19 protein-coding genes are annotated in these 16,814 nt (G+C 64.8%); 14 read left to right on the top strand and 5 right to left on the bottom strand.

Features of this window, described 5'->3' with window-relative positions:
* The first annotated feature begins 5 nt into the window (after positions 1-5).
* The 8 genes from R2N03_RS06465 to R2N03_RS06430 all read left to right on the top strand — a co-directional run bounded on the left by R2N03_RS06465 (position 6) and on the right by R2N03_RS06430 (position 7,658).
* The gene (locus tag R2N03_RS06465; RefSeq protein WP_316656396.1) at positions 6-788 is read left to right on the top strand and encodes an SDR family oxidoreductase; all 783 of its coding nucleotides are present in this window, start codon (positions 6-8) and stop codon (positions 786-788) included.
* A 45-nt stretch (positions 789-833) separates the two neighbouring features.
* Positions 834-1,268, top strand: a complete 435-nt coding sequence (locus R2N03_RS06460; RefSeq protein WP_316656393.1) for a PaaI family thioesterase — start codon at positions 834-836, stop codon at positions 1,266-1,268.
* An 89-nt stretch (positions 1,269-1,357) separates the two neighbouring features.
* The gene (locus R2N03_RS06455) at positions 1,358-2,761 is read left to right on the top strand and encodes a serine hydrolase domain-containing protein (RefSeq protein ID WP_316656392.1); all 1,404 of its coding nucleotides are present in this window, start codon (positions 1,358-1,360) and stop codon (positions 2,759-2,761) included.
* A 43-nt stretch (positions 2,762-2,804) separates the two neighbouring features.
* On the top strand, positions 2,805-3,815 hold the full coding sequence (locus R2N03_RS06450; RefSeq protein WP_316656390.1) for an NADP-dependent oxidoreductase: 1,011 nt from the start codon (positions 2,805-2,807) through the stop codon (positions 3,813-3,815).
* Positions 3,816-3,915: 100 nt separating this feature from the next.
* On the top strand, positions 3,916-4,764 hold the full coding sequence (locus R2N03_RS06445; RefSeq protein WP_316656388.1) for a class II aldolase/adducin family protein: 849 nt from the start codon (positions 3,916-3,918) through the stop codon (positions 4,762-4,764).
* Positions 4,765-4,790: 26 nt separating this feature from the next.
* Positions 4,791-5,747 (top strand): glutathione S-transferase family protein, encoded by a 957-nt coding sequence (locus tag R2N03_RS06440; RefSeq protein WP_316656386.1) that lies wholly within the window; start codon positions 4,791-4,793, stop codon positions 5,745-5,747.
* A 54-nt stretch (positions 5,748-5,801) separates the two neighbouring features.
* The gene (locus tag R2N03_RS06435; RefSeq protein ID WP_316656384.1) at positions 5,802-6,704 is read left to right on the top strand and encodes an SDR family oxidoreductase; all 903 of its coding nucleotides are present in this window, start codon (positions 5,802-5,804) and stop codon (positions 6,702-6,704) included.
* 27 nt (positions 6,705-6,731) lie between these two features.
* Positions 6,732-7,658, top strand: a complete 927-nt coding sequence (locus tag R2N03_RS06430; RefSeq protein WP_316656382.1) for an alpha/beta fold hydrolase — start codon at positions 6,732-6,734, stop codon at positions 7,656-7,658.
* 10 nt (positions 7,659-7,668) lie between these two features.
* Here the strand turns inward: R2N03_RS06430 and R2N03_RS06425 are convergent, their stop codons facing one another.
* Positions 7,669-8,817 carry an iron-containing alcohol dehydrogenase gene (locus tag R2N03_RS06425; RefSeq protein ID WP_316656379.1) on the bottom strand — a complete coding sequence of 383 codons (1,149 nt, stop codon included), beginning with the start codon at positions 8,815-8,817 and terminating at the stop codon, positions 7,669-7,671.
* Between the two features lie 109 nt (positions 8,818-8,926).
* On the opposite strand from R2N03_RS06425, the gene R2N03_RS06420 reads away from it, so the two are divergent.
* The 3 genes from R2N03_RS06420 to R2N03_RS06410 are packed head-to-tail and all read left to right on the top strand — an operon-like array spanning position 8,927 to position 10,808.
* Positions 8,927-9,901 (top strand): alpha/beta hydrolase, encoded by a 975-nt coding sequence (locus R2N03_RS06420; RefSeq protein ID WP_316656377.1) that lies wholly within the window; start codon positions 8,927-8,929, stop codon positions 9,899-9,901.
* 20 nt (positions 9,902-9,921) lie between these two features.
* Positions 9,922-10,359, top strand: coding sequence for an acyl-CoA thioesterase (locus tag R2N03_RS06415; protein WP_316656372.1), 438 nt, complete (start codon positions 9,922-9,924; stop codon positions 10,357-10,359).
* Positions 10,356-10,808 (top strand): GNAT family N-acetyltransferase, encoded by a 453-nt coding sequence (locus R2N03_RS06410; RefSeq protein ID WP_316656370.1) that lies wholly within the window; start codon positions 10,356-10,358, stop codon positions 10,806-10,808. The genes R2N03_RS06415 and R2N03_RS06410 overlap by 4 nt, the downstream gene beginning before the upstream one ends.
* On the opposite strand, the gene R2N03_RS06405 is transcribed toward R2N03_RS06410, so the two are convergent.
* Entirely contained in the window at positions 10,798-11,703 is a 906-nt protein-coding gene (locus tag R2N03_RS06405) for a LysR family transcriptional regulator (RefSeq protein ID WP_316656368.1), read from the bottom strand. The two genes, R2N03_RS06410 and R2N03_RS06405, sit on opposite strands and share 11 nt — an antisense overlap.
* Positions 11,704-11,804: 101 nt before the next feature.
* On the opposite strand from R2N03_RS06405, the gene R2N03_RS06400 reads away from it, so the two are divergent.
* Positions 11,805-12,713 carry a sterol desaturase family protein gene (locus R2N03_RS06400; RefSeq protein WP_316656366.1) on the top strand — a complete coding sequence of 303 codons (909 nt, stop codon included), beginning with the start codon at positions 11,805-11,807 and terminating at the stop codon, positions 12,711-12,713.
* Between the two features lie 12 nt (positions 12,714-12,725).
* Here the strand turns inward: R2N03_RS06400 and R2N03_RS06395 are convergent, their stop codons facing one another.
* The 3 genes from R2N03_RS06395 to ygfZ form a co-directional block, all read right to left on the bottom strand.
* Positions 12,726-13,541, bottom strand: coding sequence for an NRDE family protein (locus R2N03_RS06395; protein ID WP_316656364.1), 816 nt, complete (start codon positions 13,539-13,541; stop codon positions 12,726-12,728).
* Between the two features lie 142 nt (positions 13,542-13,683).
* Positions 13,684-13,974 carry a DUF4936 family protein gene (locus tag R2N03_RS06390; RefSeq protein ID WP_316656362.1) on the bottom strand — a complete coding sequence of 97 codons (291 nt, stop codon included), beginning with the start codon at positions 13,972-13,974 and terminating at the stop codon, positions 13,684-13,686.
* Positions 13,975-13,989: 15 nt separating this feature from the next.
* On the bottom strand, positions 13,990-15,030 hold the full coding sequence (gene ygfZ / locus R2N03_RS06385) for a CAF17-like 4Fe-4S cluster assembly/insertion protein YgfZ (protein WP_316656361.1): 1,041 nt from the start codon (positions 15,028-15,030) through the stop codon (positions 13,990-13,992).
* Positions 15,031-15,163: 133 nt separating this feature from the next.
* Between ygfZ and mltG the strand changes: the two genes are divergently transcribed.
* Positions 15,164-16,162, top strand: coding sequence for an endolytic transglycosylase MltG (gene mltG, locus R2N03_RS06380; RefSeq protein ID WP_316656358.1), 999 nt, complete (start codon positions 15,164-15,166; stop codon positions 16,160-16,162).
* Positions 16,159-16,776: a dTMP kinase gene (gene tmk, locus R2N03_RS06375; protein WP_316656356.1), complete on the top strand. Its 618-nt coding sequence runs from the start codon at positions 16,159-16,161 to the stop codon at positions 16,774-16,776. The genes mltG and tmk overlap by 4 nt, the downstream gene beginning before the upstream one ends.
* The last annotated feature ends 38 nt before the right edge of the window (positions 16,777-16,814 follow it).

Below are 16,814 nucleotides of genomic sequence, written 5' to 3'. Positions count from 1 at the left end.
ACACCATGGGTACGCTCAAGCATCTGTTCGATCTTTCCGGCAAGACGGCGCTGATCACCGGCGGCTCGCGCGGCCTCGGCCTGCAGATTGCCGAAGCACTGGGCGAACAGGGCGCACGCATTGTTTTGTCTGCCCGCAAGGCCGATGAGTTGAAGGAAGCGCAGGCGCATCTGAAGTCGCTTGGCATCGAGGCCGACTGGATTGCTGCCGACGGCGCCGTCGAAGCCGACATCCAGCGCCTGGCCGATGAGGCGCTGGCCAAGCTCGGCCACGTCGACATCCTCGTCAACAACGCGGGCGCGACGTGGGGTGCGCCGGCGGAAGACCACCCGGTCGAAGCGTGGGACAAGGTGATGAACCTGAACATCCGCGGCCTGTTCCTGCTCACGCAGCAGATCGGCAAGCGATCGATGATCCCGCGCAAGTACGGCAAGATCGTCAACGTGGCATCGATTGCCGGTCTGAAGGGGAATGCGCCCGGAACGCTCGACACGATCGCCTACAACACGAGCAAGGGTGCGGTCGTGAACTTCACCCGTGCACTGGCCGGCGAATGGGGCGAGCACAACATCACGGTCAACGCCATCGCGCCGGGTTTCTTCCCATCGAAGATGACGCGCGGCTCCCTCGAAAAACTTGGCGTCGAGAAGCTTTCGGCACGCACGCCGTTGCACCGCATTGGCGACGAAGAAGACCTCAAGGGCGTGGCAGCGCTGTTTGCGTCGGATGCTTCCAAGCACATCACGGGCCAGATCCTGGCCGTGGATGGCGGCGTGAGCGTGGTCTAATTCCGGCTGGCTTTCACTCCATTGAACGCAGCCTTCCAAACGAGCATGAACGCAGACACCAACGGTTTTCCGATCAACATCCCCTTCCTGCAATGGCTGGGCATGCGCTGCCTGAAGGCGGCGGACGGCGAGGGCATCGTCGAGCTGGCACTCGAAGATCGCCACATGAACAGCTGGGAAATGGCCCACGGTGGCGTCACCATGACGATGCTCGACGTGGCGATGGCCATGGCCGGACGCTCGGCGGATGCCCATGGCCGCGGCGTGGTGACGATTGAGATGAAAACGGCGTTCATGCGGCCCGGGCGTGGCACGCTCAAGGCCAGCGCGCACTGCGTGCACCAGTCCACCACCATGGCCTTCTGCGAAGGTGAGGTGAGGGACGAGGATGGCAAGCTGGTGGCGCGCGGCTCAGGCACGTTCAAGTTCGTCAAGCGCATGCCGCCGCCGCGCACCCCGGAGCCGGGTGCTGACGGCTGAACGTACGCATCGCAGTTGCAGTTTGGCCGTGCCCCGTTTGCCCGCCGGGCAGAGCCCGGTCTACCAGAAGTGCAATCACGGAGACGACCATGCGACAACCCGCGCGGCAGGCAGTATCTGCCCTTGCCATCACGTTGCTTTGCACGACAGGACTCACCATGACCCTGGAAGGATGCGCCTCGAACTCCGCGCCGGCTGCGGCACCCGCGACCACCGCGTCGGCAACGGTGCAGCCGCCGTCGGCGCCCAACCCGCCGATGCAAAAGCCGCTCACGGCGGACGAGTCCGACCCGAACAGGATGGGGTGGATGCAGGGCTTCCCGCCGCCGGCGGATCGGATCATTCGCTTTGATCTGGCGGGCAACATCTTCCCGCGCACGCGCTACGGCTACAGCCACGTGCGGGAATTCGTCCCCACCCGCGTTGTCTGGCGCGGCGATGGCCCGGTGAGCAAGCTGCCGCGCGCCGAGCGCGACATCAGCGGTGTCCTCTTTACCGATGCCGACGGCACGCGCCGCACCTTTGCCGAAGCGCTGAAGCTGACCTACACCGATGGCATCCTCGTCATGCACAAGGGCAAGGTGGTGTACGAGCGCTACTTTGGCGCGCTCGATGCGCACACGCAGCACATCGCCATGTCGGTGACGAAATCGTTTGTCGGCACGCTGGCCGCCATGCTGGTGGCCGACGGCAAGCTCGATCCGTCCGCGCCGGTCACGCAATACGTGCCTGAACTCAAGGACAGCGCCTACGGCGATGCTACCGTGCGCCAGGTCATGGACATGACGGTGGGTGTGCATTACTCCGAGAACTACGCCGATCCGAACGCCGATGTCTGGGCCTACGCGCGCGCGGGCGGCATGCTGCCGCGCCCGGTTGGCTACCAAGGGCCGGACAACTTCTATGACTACCTGAAAACGGTGCGCAAGGAAGGGGCGCACGACGCCGAGTTCTCGTACAAGACCGTCAACGCGGAAGCGCTGGCGTGGATCGTACGCCGCGCCTCGAACAAGTCGCTGGCTGCGCTGCTGTCCGAGCGTATCTGGCAGCCGATGGGCGCGCAGGACGATGCCTACTTCCAGGTCGACAGCATCGGCACCGAATCGGGCGGCGGTGGCTTGAACACCACGCTGCGCGATCTGGCGCGCTTCGGAGAAATGATCCGCAACGAGGGGCGCTTCAACGGCAAGCAGATCGTTCCCAAGAGCGTGATTGCCGACATTCGCCGCGGCGGTGACCCGGTCAAATTTGCCAAGGCAGGCTACACGACGCTGCCGGGCTATTCGTATCGCAACATGTGGTGGGTCTCGAGTAACGAGCACCACACGTTCGAGGCGCGCGGCATCCACGGCCAGCGCATCTATATTGATCCGGTAGCCCAGATGACGATCGTGCGGTACGCCTCGCACCCGATTGCCGCCAATGCCGCGAACGATCCGGTGACGCACCGCGCGTATGCGGCGCTCGCCGAGTATTTCATGCAACACAAGTAACCCCGACCCTTACACCGACATCCGACATTCAGGAGCGATATTCATGTCGAAGACCTATCAGCGCATCGTCCTGGCATCCCGCCCGCAAGGGCCCGTCACGCCCGAGAACTTCCGCCTGGAGACAGCGGAGATTCCCGAGCTGCAAGATGGCCAGGTCCTGGTGCGCAATCATTTCCTGTCGCTGGACCCGTACATGCGCGGGCGCATGAACGAGAGCAAGTCGTATGCAGAACCGCAGCCGCTGAACGAAGTGATGATTGGCGGCACCGTGGGCGTGGTGGAAGCCTCCAAGAACCCTTCGTTTGCCGTCGGCGATAGCGTGGTCGGCATGTTCGGCTGGCAAGAGGTGGGCGTGTCGGACGGGCGCGGTATCCAGAAGGTGGATACGCGCCACATTCCGCTGTCGGCGTACCTGGGCTCGGTTGGCATGCCCGGCGTGACGGCTTGGTATGGGCTGAACAAGATCATGCAGCCGAAGCCCGGCCAGACCGTTGCGGTGAGCGCCGCTTCGGGCGCCGTCGGCAGCGTGGTCGGCCAGCTCGCCAAGCTCAAGGGCTGCCGCGTGGTGGGCTTTGCCGGCGGCAAGGACAAGTGCGACTACGTGGTCAACGAGTTGGGCTTTGACGCCTGCATCGACTACAAGGCCGCCAAGGACCCGAAAGAGCTGTACAAGATGCTCAAGGAAGCCACGCCCGACGGCATCGACTCGTACTTCGAGAACGTGGGCGGCACGATTCTGGATGCGGTGCTCTCGCGCATGAACGCGTTTGGCCGCATCGCCATGTGCGGCATGATCGCCGGCTATGACGGCCAGCCGCTGCCGCTGCAGAATCCGCAACTGATCCTGGTGTCGCGCCTGACGATCGAGGGCTTCATCGTCTCCGAACACATGGACGTGTGGCCCGAAGCCCTGCGCGAGCTGGGCGGTTTCGTGGCGCAAGGCAAGCTGAAGTTCCGCGAGAGCGTGGCACAGGGCTTGGCTAGCGCACCGGAAGCGTTCATGGGCCTGCTGAAAGGCAAGAACTTCGGCAAGCAACTCGTCAAGCTGGTCTGAGCTGCGCCGCAGCGTACGGACTGTCAATGGTTTGACAGTTCGCCGGGTGAGGGCCGCCACAGAATGGCCCCACCCACAACAAACGCGTGAAGGAGACACCATGAACGCACCCGAAACCGCCCACGCCAAGCGGCCCGACAGCATGACGGCCAACCTCAGTCCCGAGGCCGCCGCCCGCTACCGCAACCTGCCGCGCCCGCCGCAATTCGCCACGGTTGAAGAGGAGCGCCTGCACCGCAAGCAGCGGTTGGCTGCGGCCTTCCGGCTGTTTTCCAAGTTCGGCTTTGACGAGGGGGTGGCGGGGCACATTACTGCACGTGACCCGGAGCACCAGGACAGCTTCTGGGTCAACCCATTCGGTGTGCATTTCAGCCAGGTGAAGGTGTCGAACCTGATCCGCTGCGATCACCACGGCAACGTGGTCGAGGGCGATTACCCGGTCAACGCGGCGGCGTTCGCCATTCACTCGCGCGTGCACCAGGCGCGGCCCGACGCGGTGGCGGCTGCGCATTCGCACAGCACCTACGGTCGCGCTTGGTCGACACTTAGTCGCAAGCTCGATCCGCTCACGCAGGACGTGTGCGCCTTCTACGAAGACCATGCCGTGTATGACGATTTCGGCGGCGTCGTGGTCGAACTGGACGAGGGGCAGCGCATTGCCGAATCGCTCGGCGACAACAAGGCCGCGATCTTGCAGAACCACGGTCTGCTGACCGTCGGCAAGACCGTCGACGAGGCGGCGTGGTGGTTCATCACGATGGAGCGTTCGTGCCAGGTTCAACTGCTGGCCGAGGCGGCTGCCGCGCGAACGGGCGAGGCGCCTCGCTGCATCTCGGATGCGGCTGCGCGGCAGGCCTATTCCATCGTTGGCTCTGCGCAGGCCGGCTGGTTCCAGTTCCAGCCGCTGTACGCGCGCATCGTCAAGGAACAGCCGGATCTGCTCGACTGATCCGCCCCCCTTTTTCTGGAGCATCCATGACGGACCTGATCCTGCATCACTACGCCACCTCGCCGTTCTCGGAGAAAGTGCGGTTGATCCTCGGCTACAAGGATCAGCCGTGGAAGTCCGTCACGGTTCCCGTGATCCTGCCCAAGCCCGATGTGATGCCGCTGACAGGCGGTTACCGCCGCACGCCGTTCCTGCAGATCGGCGCGGACATCTACTGCGATACCGCGCTGATCGCGCAGGTGCTGGAATCGATTCATCCGGCCCCGACGCTCTATCCGGCAGATCACGCCGCAGCGGTGTTTTCGATGGCGCAATGGGCCGATACGACGCTGTTCTATGCGTCGGCCTCCTTCGTCATGCAGCCGGCGGGCTTCCAGAGCCTGTTTGGCAGCATGCCGGAGACCTTCGTCAAAGCGTTCGTTGAAGATCGGAAGGCGATGCGCTCGGGGGGCACCGGCCTACGCATGCCGCTCGAGGAAGCGACGTCTACGCTGCATGTGTTCCTTGCGCAGCTCGAACGCCAGTTAGCCACCGGGGAGCGCATCCTCCTGTTTGGCGAGCAGCCGACCGTGGCGGATTTTTCCGTCTATCACTGCCTGTGGTTCATCCGCCGCGCAACGGGTGTCGCGGGCATTCTCGACGCACATCCCGAGGTCGTGGCCTGGATGCATCGGATTGCTGCATTCGGTCATTCGCAGGCGCAACCCATGACACCCGGCGAAGCCCTCGACCTTGCCCGCGCAGCCACACCGCGCGCGCTGACCGAGGCGAATGCCGCCTTCGATGTTCGTGATGGCCTGGCCAAGGGCACGCGAGTGACGGTGGCGGCGGTCGATTACGGTACCGATCCGGTCGAGGGGGAACTGGTCGTCTCCACGCGAGACGCGGTGGGTGTGTTGCGCGAAGACCCGCGCGTCGGCCAGGTGGTGGTGCATTTTCCGCGCGTGGGTTACGCCGTGCGCAAGGTCGAGGCAGCCGGCTGATACAGCGTTGCCACGTCGATCGCATTTCATGACTACAACACGAGAGAGACACATATGAAGCAATTCGCAGGCGGCGTGGCCGTCATCACGGGTGGCGCGTCGGGCTTCGGCAAGGAATTCGCCAAGATCGGTGCGGGGTTGGGCATGAAGCTCGTGCTGGCCGATATCCAGCAGGACGCGCTCGATGCCGCCTTGGCCGAATTCAAGGCGCAGGGCGCGGATGTGGTCGGCCTGCGCGTCGATGTGTCTAAGGTGGAAGACGTACAGGCGTTGGCTGATCTGGCCGTCAAGACGTTCGGCAAGGTCAACCTGCTGTTCAACAACGCCGGTGTCGGTTCCGGCGGCCTGATCTGGGAAAACACCGAGCGCGACTGGGACTGGGTGCTCGGCGTGAACCTGCACGGCGTGATCCACGGCGTGCGCATCTTCACGCCCCTGATGCTGGAAGCGGCCAAGAAAGATCCGTCGTACGAGGGCCATATCGTCAATACGGCTTCGATGGCGGGGCTGCTGAATGCGCCGGCCATGGGCATCTACAACGTGTCCAAGCACGCAGTGGTCGCACTGTCCGAATCGCTGTACCAGGACCTGAGCCTGGTGACCGAGCAGGTGCATTGCTCGGTGCTGTGCCCGTACTTCGTGCCGACCGGCATTACGCAGTCGGACCGCAACCGCCCGCAGGACCTGGCCAACACGGCGCCGCCCACCAAGTCGCAGTTGGTTTCGCGTGCCATGTCGGAAAAGGCTGTCAGCTCCGGCAAGGTCACCGCCGAGCAGGTCGGCCAGATGACCTTCGACGCCATCCGCAACGCGGGCTTCTACATCTACTCGCACCCGCACGCGCTGGCGCCCGTGCAGCATCGCTTTGAAGACATCATCTCGCAGCGCAATCCGTCCGATCCGTTCGAAGGCAAACCGGACGTGCGTGCGCGCCTGGTGGATGCGCTGCGCGGGTAATCCCACTTCCACGACTCCGGAATCGACATGAACACTGCCACTGCCGCCGCCATCACGGAATCGCAATTCGCCGATCTGCCCAACGGTACACGGCTGCATTACGCCAGCGCGGGCAAGCGCGGTGCACCGCTGATGCTGTTCGTTCACGGCTTTCCGGAGTTTTGGTACGAATGGGAAGCGCAACTCGCTGCGTTTGGCGATACGCACTTTGCCGTGGCGCCCGACATGCGCGGCTACAACCTCTCCAGCAAGCCGGCGGCGGTCGAAGCGTACCGCCCGAAGCTGCTGGTGCAGGATCTTGAGCAGTTCATCACGTCGCTTGGCTACGAGCGTGCCATCGTGGTCGCGCATGACTGGGGTGGGGCGATCTGCTGGAACCTGGCGATCCAGCATCCGGAGCGCGTGGAGCGGCTGGTGATCATCAATTCGCCGCATCCGTGGGTATTCGCCAACGCGCTGCTGACCGATTCTGCGCAGCAGGCTTCGTCGGCCTACATGAACTGGCTGCGGCAGCCGGGTTCAGAGGAGGCCCTCGCTGCCAATGACTTCGAGAAGCTCGAAGGCTTCTTTCACGGCATGGGCCAGCCCGTGGCCGACTGGTTCACGCCCGATGTACGGGCGCGGTACCACGCAGCCTGGAGCCAGCCGGGCGAGGGTGGCTCGCATGGCCTGACAGGCGGTGTGAACTACTACCGCGCCTCGCCATTGCACCCGCCTGCAGAAGGCACGGCGCCGTTGCGCATCGACCAGATGCCGCCCGAAGCCTTTGTGGTGAAGGTGCCCACGCTCGTGATCTGGGGCGAGAAGGATATGGCGCTGCCCAAGAGCCTGCTCAACGGGCTGGAGCGCTTCATTCCGGACCTGCAGCTTGAGCGCATTCCCGAGGGTACGCACTGGGTGGTGCACGAACAGCCGGACCACATCACTGCGGTGATCCGGCCGTTCGTTTCATAGCGCAGCCGCGTTACATCGATTCCGCCAGCATGCGGCGGTAATCGTCCGCCGTGGCCATACGCGGGTTCGTCTTGTGGCAGTGATCGAGCAGGGCACCTTCCACGACATGCTCCAGTGCGTCTTCCGGCACGCCCATCTGGCGCAGACCGGTCGGCAGACCCAGCCGCGCAGTGAGGTCATGCACGGCCTGGGCGAGGTCGGCTCCGGCGGGCAGGTTCATCACGCGGCGCATGCGCGCGTAGCGGTTGTCCCGCACAACGGACTCCGCCGTCTCGTTGAAGCGCAGGACTGCTGGCAACACCACCGCATTGAGCGTGCCGTGGTGCAGCCCAGTCTTGCCGTTCACCTTCACGCCGCCCAGCGGGTGCGACAGTGAATGCACGCAGCCCAGCCCTTTCTGGAACGCCATCGCGCCCTGCATCGATGCGCTCATCATGTTCAACCGGGCGTCCCGGTCCGAGCCATCGCGCGTCGCGCGCTCGATGTTGGCCCAGGCGCGCTCGAGGCCGTCGAGCGCGATGCCATCGGCGGGCGGGTTGAAGGCCGGCGCGAGGAACGTCTCGATGCAATGGGCGATGGCGTCCATGCCGGTGGCGGCCGTCAGCGCGGGCGGCAGGCCGAGCGTCAGCTCGGCATCGCAGATGGCCGACTTGGGCAGCAGGTGCCACGAGTGGAAGCCGAGCTTGCGGCCATCCTCGAGGATGATGATGGCGCCGCGCGCGACTTCGCTGCCGGTGCCCGCCGTGGTGGGAACGGCGATCAGCGGAGCCGCCGCTTCTGTGATCTTGCCGCTGCCGCCTTCGATCGTGGCGTAGGTGGTGAGCGGCTCCGGATGCGTTGCCGCAATGGCAATGCCCTTGGCGAGATCAATCGAAGAGCCGCCCCCGATGGCAATCAACCCATCGCAGCCGGCTTCCTTGTACTGCGCGGTAGCCTTCAGCACCATGGCTTCAGTGGGGTTGGACGGCGTCTCGTCAAAGACCGTCACGGGCAGGCCGCCCGTCGCGTCGATGGCGCGCTGTGCGAGGCCAGCCGCAGCCACGCCCTTGTCGGTCACGATCATGGGCCGGCGGATGCCGACGCGGGCGCATTCGCTTTTCAGTTCGTTGATCGTGCCGAAGCCGAGGTGAACGTGGGTCAGGTAAAAGATCAGGGCCATGCGTTGTCTCCGGTGGTGTCGTGTGCGGCGCCCGTCTTGTCTCGCGGGCGTGGTTCAATGGATACTCCGATGATAGCCAAATTAGAACGATCGTTCAGTTCTCGCCCTCATGCAGTCCCCGTCTCTCGACCCGCACGTCGCCCAGTTGCTCGAACTGGTGGCGCGTGCCAAGCGTCCGCCGCTGAATGCGCTCGATCCGGCCGACGCCAAGATCGCCTACGAAAAGAGCAGCCCCATTGTCGACATCCCACCCATTGCCCTGGAATCCGTACATGACCTGACGGTGACCGCGCGCGACGGCCATGCGATTCCCATTCGGACGTATGCCGCGCGCGAGGCGAGCTGGGCCGATCCGCTGCCGTTGCTCGTGTACTTTCATGGCGGCGGCTTCACGGTCGGCAGCGTCAAGACGCATGACCAGCTCTGCCGCTCGCTGGCCGCCAAATCCGGCGCGATGGTGCTCTCGGTCGATTACCGCCTCGGGCCCGACTGGAAGTTCCCGACCGCCGTCAACGACGCCTTCGACGTGCTGCAGTGGGTCTTCGACGAAGCCGCCACGATTGGCGCGGATGCCTCACGCATCGCCTTTGGCGGTGACAGTGCCGGGGGCACGCTCGCGGCGGTGTCTGCCATCGAAGCGCGCAACCGCGGGCTGTCGCCCGTGCTGCAACTGCTGATCTACCCGGGTACCACCGCGCGCGAGACCACGCCGTCGCACCGCGCATTTGCCGAAGGCTATCTGCTCACGCACGAGATGATCCGCTGGTTCTTCTCGCAATACCTGCGCTCCGACGCCGACCGCGACGACTGGCGTTTTGCCCCGCTGGATGCTGGCGGCCATGGCGCGGACGTGCGGGGCGTGTGTCCGGCGTGGATCGCCGTGGCGGGCTTCGACCCGATCCGTGACGCGGGCATCGGCTACGCCAACAAGCTGCGCGCAGCGGAGGTGCCCGTCGAGCTGAAACTGTACCAAGGCATGATCCACGATTTTTTCAAGATCGGCCGCTTCGTACCCGCCGTCGAAGATGCGCACTGGGACGCCGCCAACGCGCTGCGTCGCGCCTTCGGCACCGAAACCGAATAAGCCTGGACCAGGGAGACCGCATGGCGATCGAGGATTTCCGCCACAGCACGCCGCTGCGCGTGCGCTGGGCTGAAGTCGATGCACAGGGCATCGTCTTCAATGGCCACTACCTGATGTACGTCGATGTGTGCACCACCGAATACTGGCGCAGCATCGGCGTGCGGTATCCCACCGAAGTGGTGGATGTGCTTGGCGTTGATTTCTACGTGGTCAAATCCACGCTCGAATACCACGCGTCTGCGCGCTTTGACGACGAACTGGACCTGCGCTGCCGCGTGGCGCGCCTGGGCCGCTCTAGCATGCGCTTCATCATCGAGATGTATCGTGCGCAAGAACACCTCGTCACCGGCGAAGTCATCTACGCCTGCGCCGATCCTGCCACCCAAAGCGCGGCGCCGATACCCGACGCGCTGCGCGAGCGCATCCTCAATTTTGAAGTTCTGAAGCCTGAAACATGACTGCTCCTGAATCTGTCCGCCCGCTCGGCGACGTTGAAATCAGCCGCTGGGACGCCGTACGCGAAGACGCCCGCGCGATCCGTTACGACGTGTTCGTCATCGAGCAGAACGTGCCCGTCGAACTCGAATGGGATGCATGGGACGACCAATGCTGGCATGCGCTGGCACGTGACACTGCTGGCCGGCCCGTCGCCACGGGGCGCCTGCTGCCAGACGGCCATATCGGCCGCATGGCGGTGCGCAAGGAGGCGCGCGGCACCGGTGTGGGCGCGCGCGTACTGGAAGCACTGATCGGCAAGGCGCAGTCGCTCGGCTACCCGCAGCTGATCCTCAACGCGCAAACCCACGCGATGCCGTTCTACGCACGCGCCGGCTTCGCGCCCGAGGGGGAGGCGTTTGAGGAGGCCGGTATCCCCCACCGGACCATGCGACGGGTGCTCACACGTTGATCGCTTGGGCGGCCCGCGCGATGGCAGCGATGGCCGCCTGCGCCGCCGGCGAGGCGGTTCTTCCGCGCAGCCGTACGATGCCCGTAATGGAGGGCGGCGACAGCCAGCCCTTCACCGAAAGCCGCACGAGTGCACCAGACTCCAGCTCTTCGCGCACGGCGGCATCCGTTGCGCCCAACACCGTGTCCGTGGTCAGTGCCACCGTCTTGAGCACCCCGTAGTTATCGCATTCCAGCGCGATGCTGGCCTCCTGGCCAGCCGGCAAGCCCAGCAGGGTGGCCAGCTCCAGCTTGGACGGGCTGAGCAGCTTCGGAACCGCAATGCCGTATTCCCACACCTCGCGCGGCGTATGCCGACGCGTTGTCAGGGGATGGCCTGCGCGCGCATACAGGTGTGGCGGCTGTCCGCCGATCGGCTGGATGTCGAGCGCTGCGTCGCTGGGCATGTCTCGTACATCGGCGGCAAAGAACTCGATGCTCTCGCTGCGCAGGCTGTCGAGCAGTTGCACCCAGTTGCCAACCTCCATGCGCAGCGCCACCTTTGGATGCTGCTGGCGTAGTTCGCGCAGGGCTTGCGGCATGAGCGTGGCCGTCAGCAGCGGGCCAACGCCGAACGCGGTATCACCAAGCTGGCTGTCGCGGTAAAGATCGACGTCGCGTTGCAGGCAACGTGCCTCGAACAGTAGCTTGCGCCCCCGTGCGATGACGAATTCCCCAGCCGCGGTCGGGCGTACGCCGCCAATGTCCCGGTCGAACAGGCGAATGCCAAGCTCGTCCTCGATCGCTTGAATGCTGCGGCTGAAGGCAGGCTGGCTCAGGTGCACGAGTTCAGCGGCCCGCGCGAAGTGCAGGGTGTCGGCCAAGGCAACGACGTGACTCAGGCGGCGTAGATCCATCGTATTGCGTAAATTGCATCAAATAAATGCTAATTATGCATTGGACGCATTGAGTGGGCACTCCTAGGCTTGTCATCACAACCAAAAGGAGGAGACGTTCGATGAGTTCGCAACTGGAGCACGCCCTGATCGCAGCCTGCATCCTCGGCTTTGGCGCGATGGAATTCATCAGCCGGCGCTACCAGGCCAATGTACGTGGCCGCGCCACTGCCAACGATGCCTGGCTCGAGGTGCTCATGTTCATCAGCCTGGTTGCCGTCACGCAGCCGATCGCGCTGCTGGGCAGCAACGCATTGTGCAAGTGGCTGATTCCCGCCCAGCACGATGCCTGGGCGGATCTGCCATGGTGGGCCATGACGGGCCTGCTGTTGATCGGCGACGACCTCACGCAGTACCTGTGGCATCGCGCCTCGCACACGCCGCTGCTGTGGCCGTTGCACCGCGCGCATCACAGCGCGTCGTACATGAGCGTGCGCGTCACGTACCGGAACAACTTCTTCTATTACCTGATGATGCCGGGGCTGTGGATCGGCGGCGTGGCGGTGTATCTGGGCTTCGGCGAGGTGTATGCGGCATACCTGGTGGTGAAGCTCGCCGTCATTGTCGGGGCGCATTGCGCCTGGCCGTGGGATGCGCCGCTCTATCGCATTCGTGCATTGCGTCCGCTGATGTGGCTGGTCGAGCGCACCATCTCCACGCCGGCCACGCACTGGGCACACCACGCGCTCACCAATGCAGACGGCATTGGTCACTACAAGGGCAACTTCGGCAACCTGCTGTTCTTCTGGGATGTGCTGTTCGGCACGGCACACATCACACGCAAGTACCCGGCGCAGGTCGGCCTGCAGGATGATGTGCTGTTCGGCCCCGAGGCCTGGAAGGTGCAGATGTTCTATCCGCTCGTGCGATCCGGCCGCGAGCATTCGGCGCTGCGGCCCGGCGGCGCGGCGGTCACTGAAATGGACATGCAGAAGGAGCTGCTCTCTGACACTCACCGCGAAGCGGCATAAGCCGCCTTGCGCTCAGGTATCGGCGTGCGTGACGGTGTCGAGCACGCCGAGGTAGCGCGTCTCGCCAATCTGGCCCTGGGCGTCGAAACGGCGTTCGGTCACGTCGAAGCAGCCGTCATGGCGGATGCGCAGCACAGTCGTCGCACGTGTGCCGTAGCGCGGTGAACGGATGAAGGCCGCGGAAAGCAGCCGCTCCCAATCCGGCGCGACGCCGGTGGCGGGCAGGGCGCTGACGGGCGCCTCCCGCGTCTCGGCCATCAGATCGAGATAACGGGCCACATCGCCCGCATTGCCGTGCCGGCCCGTATCGGCGGCCAGCGCTTCGGCAAAGGCAGCCATGCGATGCCGCACCTTGAACCATGGTGTGTCGAGCAACGCATTCGAGAGCCCGTACACACCCGGAGAAAGCTTGCGGGGAGCCTCGGCGCGATTGCTGGCCCACCAGAGCTCGTCCCGTGTGGCCGTCAGCAGGTTGTAACCGTTGTACGCGCCGTTGCGTGCGGTGAGGCTATCCAGGTACGTCGGGATCGACGTGTCTTCCGCCCTGAGAAAATTGGAAACCAGCTCGCCGCGCGAACGCGCATCGGGCCGGCGCTCCGACGGCGCGCGGTAATTGGTGAGCGCGGCAAAACGGCCGTCGCGCGTCATGCCCATCCATGTGCCGGCATGGCCGACTACCTCGGCAAGGTCACGGCCCGCGAGCACGTGGGGCGCGTCGCTCCACCACGCCAGCGGCGCGGCAGGGCGGTCATAGAATTCGTCCCGGTTGGCGGCCACCACAAGTGCGTAGGCGGGGTGGGCGTGCCAGGCCGTGAGAATCAAACACATGAGCACTTCCTTTGAACATGCCGCGCAACGGACGGCCAATGGTCAATGTGACGACCTGTGTCGCGCGGGCTTCGGCCAAGCATAGCAGCCTGCCGGATGTTTGCGTTGGCGATCATGCCGGCCGAAATGGCCAGCGGCGCCGTCAACCGTTTTCGATGTCGGCGAACAGTTCTGCGTGGCGCTCGCCGGCGACGAATTCACGTGGGCCGCTGGTATCCCACAGCCCCGCAAGCGTGGCGGCGAAGGCTGGCGGCACATCGTGGTAGCACTCCATCCAGGTTGCCTGGCCGTCGCGCAGTTCGGGGCGGCGCATCAACATGCCGCTCACGCCGGTCGCCTCTTCCACGGTCTCTAGCCAACGCTGCCAGCGCGGCACGGCGGCCCCGGCATCACGCTCCGCGATGCGAAAGTAGACGAACAGGTGGTCGGCCATGATGGTTGCGCGTTGTCAGGCGTCTTGCGTCAGGGGGATCGCGTACGGCAGCTTCTGTAACGTCAGGAGCGGGCCGTCCGCCGTGGCGAGGTGGATGGCGGAGCCAAGCGCATCCAGCTTCAGTTCGACCAGGAGATCCGTGCCGCCGTCCGGCGCCATGGCGGCATTGACCACCATGCCGCACGGCTGGTTCGGATCGGACTCACTGTAGACCTCGGCGCCAGCGGAGGTGGGCGCATCGACGTGCGCGCGCTGCATGCGCCGCTTGAGCGTACCGCGATACTGGCTGCGCGCCACGACTTCCTGTCCCGGATAGCAGCCCTTGCGGAAGTCGACCCCGCCCACGAGCTCGAGGTTCACCATCTGCGGCACGAACTGGTCTTGCGTCGGCAGCGTGATCTGCGGCACACCTGCCTGCAGGGCCATCCAGTCCCATACCTCGGTGCCAACCAGCGACAGGCGGGACGACAGCGTCTTCCACGCGTGCTGGAAATGCTCGGCATGGACGATCCATTGGTAGCGCGCTCGGCCGTCGGCGTCCGGCAACCGGACCACGGCCCCGACCTGCTGCCCGACCGTCGCTGGCTGCTGCGCCACCGCGTACACCGCATCCTGCTCGGGCAGCACGGCGCCGGCATCGCGCAGCGCCTGCGCCGCTTCCGGACCGGCGACACCGATGGCGATGAATTCGTCCATCGGGCGCAGCTTGGCCTTGGCACGCAGCACGAACATCGACAGCCGCTTGGTCAGCGCGGGCGCGACGAGCTTGTCGGTCTGCAGCACGATGGTATCGGCCTGACGCCACACGAGCAGCGAGGCAAGCAATCGGCCCTTGGGCGAGCAGTAGCCTGCCACGCGCGCCTGGTTCAGGCCCAGACCGGTGACAGCATTGGTCAACTGGTTGTGAAGGAATTCAGCCGCATCCGCGCCTTCTACGGCGATGCGTGCGAGGTCGGTCGGTGCACACAGCACGCTGCCGCGGGTGGCGGCGTCAAACTGCACGTCGAGCGGCGGAAAGCTGAGCGTATCGACGAAATCCTGAAAAACGTCATTCATGGTGTGCGGGCTGCCGGAGGTTGACCCGGTATTATATTGGGCTGTCTGAAGGGCCGTTTATGCGCCTTCAATCCATTCCAAGAGTGCGGGCAAGGTCGATCGTTGACTGCCCCGCGCGCAGATTCACAACGCAATGCTCTCATTTCTCAAGCGCTTGACTCTGCTGGCGATCCTGATGGCGCTGGCGGCAGCAGGTGGCGTGGCCTGGTGGGCCCAGCAACCGGTGAGCCTGACGGCGTCGCCGCTGGAAGTGGTGATCAAGCCAAACTCGAGCGTGATCTCGGTCGCCAGGCAACTTACCAGTGCCGGCGTGGGTGTGCAGCCGCAATTGTTCTCGCTGGTCGCGCGTGCCACGGGTCATGCCAAGAGCCTCAAGGCAGGCGGCTATGCCCTGGAAGCGGGCGCCACACCACTTTCCATTCTCGACAAGATGGCGCGCGGCGACGTCACCCATTACGTCGTGACCATCATCGAAGGCTGGAACATGCGCCAGATGCGCGCGGTCATTGATGCCGAGCCTGCGCTCAAGCACGAGACCGCTGGGCTGAGCGATGCCGACCTCATGCGCAGGATCGGCGCACCCGAGGCCAACCCCGAGGGGCTGTTCTTCCCGGACACCTACCTTTTCGCACGCGGCAGCAGTGACGTGGAGCTGTACCGCCACGCCTACCAGGCCATGCAGAAACGCCTGAACGATGCCTGGGCCAAGCGTGCGCTCGATCTGCCGTACAAGACGCCGTACGAAGCGCTGACCATGGCCTCCATCATCGAGAAGGAGACCGGCCAGAAGCTCGAACGTCCGATGATTGCCGCCGTCTTCGTCAATCGCCTGCGCAAGAACATGCTGCTGCAGACGGACCCGACGGTCATCTACGGGATCGGCGCTGGTTTTGACGGCAACTTGCGCAAGCGTGATCTGCTGACCGACACGCCTTACAACACCTACACTCGCACCGGCCTGCCTCCCACGCCGATCGCCCTGCCGGGCATGGCATCGCTGCAGGCGGCGCTGAACCCGGCGCCCTCCGACGCGCTGTATTTCGTGGCGCGCGGCGACGGCAGCAGCCAGTTTTCGACCAACCTGACGGACCACAACCGGGCCGTCAACAAATACCAGCGCGGCCAACCATGACCGGCAAGTTCATCACATTCGAGGGTATCGACGGCGCGGGCAAGAGCACGCACCTGGCATGGTTCGCCCAGCAGTTGCAGGACCGGCTTGCGCCTCAGGGGAAACAGGTGGTCGTGACGCGGGAGCCGGGCGGCACGCCGCTCGGCGAACGCCTGCGCGAGCTGCTCCTGCACGAGCCCATGCACCTGGAAACCGAGGCGCTGCTGATGTTCGCCGGGCGCCGCGAGCACATTGCCGAGGTGATTCAGCCTGCGCTTGCGCGTGGTGACTGGGTGATTTCCGATCGCTTCACCGACGCGACGTTCGCGTATCAGGGCGGGGGCAGGGGCTTGGCCATCGACCGGCTCGAAGCCCTGGAACGGTGGGTGCAACAGGGCCTGCAGCCGGACAGGACCATCCTGTTCGATCTGGCCCCCGAGATTGCCGCCGCGCGCCTGGCTGATGCCCGTACCCCCGACAAATTCGAGGCCGAGTCCACCCAGTTCTTCGTGCGCACCCGCGCTGAATACCTGCGCCGCGCAGCGGCCGACCCCGGCCGGTTTGCTGTGCTGGACGCCAACCGCGAACGCGGCGACATCCAGAAAGATCTCGAGAAACTGCTTGCAACACTCTGATTCGGCTGGCAATTTCGGTTACTGGAATAATCGTTTCA

It is taken from the genome of Ralstonia condita (genome assembly GCF_958405655.1).
In the GTDB taxonomy this organism is placed as follows: Bacteria; Pseudomonadota; Gammaproteobacteria; order Burkholderiales; family Burkholderiaceae; genus Ralstonia; species Ralstonia condita.
This window is presented reverse-complemented; position numbering and strand designations above follow the sequence as displayed.

Bases quoted from the DNA above. Each gene is read 5' to 3' on its own strand.
- R2N03_RS06435 (WP_316656384.1), top strand. From the start codon at position 5,802: ATGAAGCAATTCGCAGGCGGCGTGGCCGTCATCACGGGTGGCGCGTCG.
- R2N03_RS06400 (WP_316656366.1), top strand. From the start codon at position 11,805: ATGAGTTCGCAACTGGAGCACGCCCTGATCGCAGCCTGCATCCTCGGC.
- R2N03_RS06445 (WP_316656388.1), top strand. From the start codon at position 3,916: ATGAACGCACCCGAAACCGCCCACGCCAAGCGGCCCGACAGCATGACG.
- R2N03_RS06395 (WP_316656364.1), bottom strand. From the start codon at position 13,541: ATGTGTTTGATTCTCACGGCCTGGCACGCCCACCCCGCCTACGCACTT.
- R2N03_RS06410 (WP_316656370.1), top strand. From the start codon at position 10,356: ATGACTGCTCCTGAATCTGTCCGCCCGCTCGGCGACGTTGAAATCAGC.
- R2N03_RS06390 (WP_316656362.1), bottom strand. From the start codon at position 13,974: ATGGCCGACCACCTGTTCGTCTACTTTCGCATCGCGGAGCGTGATGCC.
- R2N03_RS06405 (WP_316656368.1), bottom strand. From the start codon at position 11,703: ATGGATCTACGCCGCCTGAGTCACGTCGTTGCCTTGGCCGACACCCTG.
- R2N03_RS06430 (WP_316656382.1), top strand. From the start codon at position 6,732: ATGAACACTGCCACTGCCGCCGCCATCACGGAATCGCAATTCGCCGAT.
- R2N03_RS06440 (WP_316656386.1), top strand. From the start codon at position 4,791: ATGACGGACCTGATCCTGCATCACTACGCCACCTCGCCGTTCTCGGAG.
- R2N03_RS06465 (WP_316656396.1), top strand. From the start codon at position 6: ATGGGTACGCTCAAGCATCTGTTCGATCTTTCCGGCAAGACGGCGCTG.
- R2N03_RS06455 (WP_316656392.1), top strand. From the start codon at position 1,358: ATGCGACAACCCGCGCGGCAGGCAGTATCTGCCCTTGCCATCACGTTG.
- mltG (WP_316656358.1), top strand. From the start codon at position 15,164: ATGCTCTCATTTCTCAAGCGCTTGACTCTGCTGGCGATCCTGATGGCG.
- tmk (WP_316656356.1), top strand. From the start codon at position 16,159: ATGACCGGCAAGTTCATCACATTCGAGGGTATCGACGGCGCGGGCAAG.
- ygfZ (WP_316656361.1), bottom strand. From the start codon at position 15,030: ATGAATGACGTTTTTCAGGATTTCGTCGATACGCTCAGCTTTCCGCCG.
- R2N03_RS06425 (WP_316656379.1), bottom strand. From the start codon at position 8,817: ATGGCCCTGATCTTTTACCTGACCCACGTTCACCTCGGCTTCGGCACG.
- R2N03_RS06460 (WP_316656393.1), top strand. From the start codon at position 834: ATGAACGCAGACACCAACGGTTTTCCGATCAACATCCCCTTCCTGCAA.
- R2N03_RS06415 (WP_316656372.1), top strand. From the start codon at position 9,922: ATGGCGATCGAGGATTTCCGCCACAGCACGCCGCTGCGCGTGCGCTGG.
- R2N03_RS06450 (WP_316656390.1), top strand. From the start codon at position 2,805: ATGTCGAAGACCTATCAGCGCATCGTCCTGGCATCCCGCCCGCAAGGG.
- R2N03_RS06420 (WP_316656377.1), top strand. From the start codon at position 8,927: ATGCAGTCCCCGTCTCTCGACCCGCACGTCGCCCAGTTGCTCGAACTG.